The sequence below is a fragment of the Methylobacterium sp. Gmos1 genome (assembly GCF_053764715.1).
Map to the genome: position 1 here is coordinate 1 of NZ_JBSNCC010000053.1, position 2,892 is coordinate 2,892.

Here is a 2,892-nt window from a genome sequence, read left to right on the forward strand (position 1 = left end):
CCTCATGGTCGCGCACCATCCGCACCGCGCGCTCGCGCACCTCAGGCGAAAAAGGGGCTGTTCGCTTCGTCATGGCTCCATCCTCTCAGAAGTTGGAGCCTCCAGGAAACCCGGGGCGGTTCAGAAGGGCCGGCCGAGGAGGCCTTGCAGCTGCAGCGACCGCTCCCGAACGAGATGATGGCCGAGGTGGCGCGACGCGCTCGTCAGGACGACGTCAGATCGTGATCCGGCCGGTGAGCAGAAGCACGATCAGGATAATGAGCAGGATGCCGCCAATACCGAGTCCGCCCGTGCGGTAGCGACCGCCACCGTAGAAGCTGCCGCCGCCGCCGAAGAGCAGGATGAGCAGGATGAGGATGATCAGGAGGGTCATGAGCGGCAGTCCTTAAGGCCAAGCTGGCTGACAGAAGGAATGCCAACCTGGGGCCTTTCGTTCCTCAGGCGGGAAGCAGGTCGAGGCGCGACCACAAAGCCTGAGCGGCGGATCGGGGCGTTCCCTCCTGATGGAGACGCGAACGGGTTGGCGGCTAAGGCTGTCGCGTCGAGGACGAAGACCGCTAGGCAACGGCTTGGATCGGTCGAACGGTCCGCCCCGCTTCGGCATCGAGGTAGCGCAGGGTGTCGGGGAAGCCCATCGGCCGGCTGAAATGGTAGCCCTGCATCAGTACGAAGCCGAGCCCTTCGAGCAGGCGGGCCTGCTCAGCAGTCTCAATCCCCTCCACCACGCAGTCGAGCTTGAGGTTGTGGGCGAGAGCGGCGATCGACGTGACGATGTCGCGGCTCGCCCGGTCGGTCGTGACCTCGCTGACGAAGCTGCGGTCGATCTTGAGCTTGTCGAGGGGCAGGCGGTGGACGTAGCTCAGGGACGAGTAGCCAGTACCGAAATCGTCGAGCGCGATGGCGATGCCGTTCGCCCTCAGCGTCTCGAGTACACGCTGCGCCTGCGCGACGTCTTGGATCAGCGCCGTCTCGGTTGCCTCCAGGATAACCCGCCCGGGTGCCAAGCCGCTCGCCCGGATGGCCGCGACAATACGGTCGGCGGCCTGCGGCGAGGCGATGTCCGCCATCGACAGGTTGAACGACAGGGCGATGCCCGGAGACCAGGCAGCAGCGGCATCGAGGGCTTGGCGGAGCAGCACCTCGGTGATGCGGGTGATGAGGCCCGAGCGCTCAGCGATCGGCACGAAGACCGCCGGGGAGATCGGGCCGAGTTCCGGACTGGTCCAGCGCGCCAGCGCCTCGAACGCCACCGTGCGGCCGCGCCGTACGTCGACGATCGGCTGGTAGACCAGGGTCAGTTCCTGGGTCAGGTCAGCGTGGCGCAGGGCCTGCTCGATGACGCTCTGGGTACGCAGTAGCGTCTCATGCTGCTCGGTGAACAGCACAGCGGCGCCACGGCGGTTCGCCTTGGCGTAGTACAGGGCATAATCCGCCCGCTCGACCAACTGGGCCGCCTTGCGTCCGGCCTCCGGATGCGTCGCGAACCCGATCGAAGCGCCGATCTGGGCGGTGCCACCATGCGGCAGGCGAAAGGGCGCGCTGATCGCGGCGCTAATCGCCCCGCCCGTTGTCTCGGTCGCGGCGGCGCTGGCTGCCCGCCGCAGGACGAGGCCGAATTCATCGCCCCCGAGGCGCGCAACCACGCCGCCCTCGCCGACGACTTGCTGCAGGCGCCGAGCGGTCTCCTGCAGCACGGCGTCGCCTGCGCTATGCCCATGGGCGTCGTTCACCGGCTTGAACCCGTCAAGGTCGACGAGGCCGACGACGAACCTCTCACCGCTACTCTCAGCTTCAACCAGGGCCTGCTCAAGCGAGTCGAAGAAGTTGCGCCGGTTGGGCAGTTCAGTCAGGGGGTCGAGGTTAGCACGCCGCAAGTTCTCCCAACCTAGACGCCCAAGCTCGACCTGGTGTCCGATCAGGCGGGTGAAGTCTCGGTAATAGGTGAGGAGCACGAAGGCGACAGCCCCCATGACGATCACCAAGTTGAGAGCAATGGCCTTCATGATCGGATTACCGATGCTGCCGATATGCAGACAGAATGGGACGGTCACAGCCATCAGGATCATCAGGGCTGCCGCCCGCAAATTCGCGAGGCAGAACACGCAGGCGATCGATGTGGTAGCGGCGTAGAGTAGGACGTGCGCCTGTGCGTAGGCGTCTCCGTAGGGCAGCAGCGACACGGCCCAAGTCATGAAGCCGGCTGCTAGGAATGCGGAGAGGCCAACAGTCATCCACAGCTTGGCCGCGAGGCGGCTCTCGTCGATCGGGCGGCCCCGGCGGCGCAGCCACAGGATAAGACGTGCGCCGCATAACGCGAGGAGGCCGGCAAGCGGGTAGATGGTGATCCGATCCGGCGCCACGCCCAGATGGGTCATCGCCACGGCCGTCGAGTTGATCGCCATGATCACGTAGAGCAGCGGCACCTGGTTGTGCAGAGCCCGCATCTGCGCCCGCATCAGATCCGGATTTGAGGTTTCGACCCGGAAGAGGTCGATGATCGTCAACAACCTGCGCACTGCGCATTCACCCTGCTCGGATCAGCCGATCACGGCACCATAATCCGTGTCAGAGAGGCCCGCAGTTTTGAATGAAATGTTACTGCAAGCACATGTGTCAGCGTATGACGGTTATCTGGCAAGCTGCACAGATCCTCGAAGCAGCTCGCGAGGCGATCGCTCTCAGTGATGGTGCTCGCCCTCAACGCGTCTGCGAGCCGGCGCTTCGCGCTATAGCTCACCCCTGCCATTCATCGCCATGTGATGTTGATGTTGATGTTCACCCGCTTTCGTGGAGTGGTGATCAGCTTGCGGGCGATGGGTCCGTCAGCATCTCCTTCTCGTAGCGGATCGGCGAGCGGTAGCCGAGGGCGGAGTGGCGTCGAACTGGATTGTA

2 protein-coding genes are annotated in these 2,892 nt (G+C 64.8%); both read right to left on the bottom strand.

Annotated features, from left to right (window positions below; genetic code table 11):
- Positions 1-214: 214 nt before the first annotated feature.
- Entirely contained in the window at positions 215-373 is a 159-nt protein-coding gene (locus ACS5PV_RS32685; RefSeq protein WP_455399472.1) for a DUF3309 family protein, read from the bottom strand.
- 184 nt (positions 374-557) lie between these two features.
- On the bottom strand, positions 558-2,504 hold the full coding sequence (locus ACS5PV_RS32690) for a putative bifunctional diguanylate cyclase/phosphodiesterase (protein WP_455399473.1): 1,947 nt from the start codon (positions 2,502-2,504) through the stop codon (positions 558-560).
- Between the last annotated feature and the right edge of the window lie 388 nt (positions 2,505-2,892).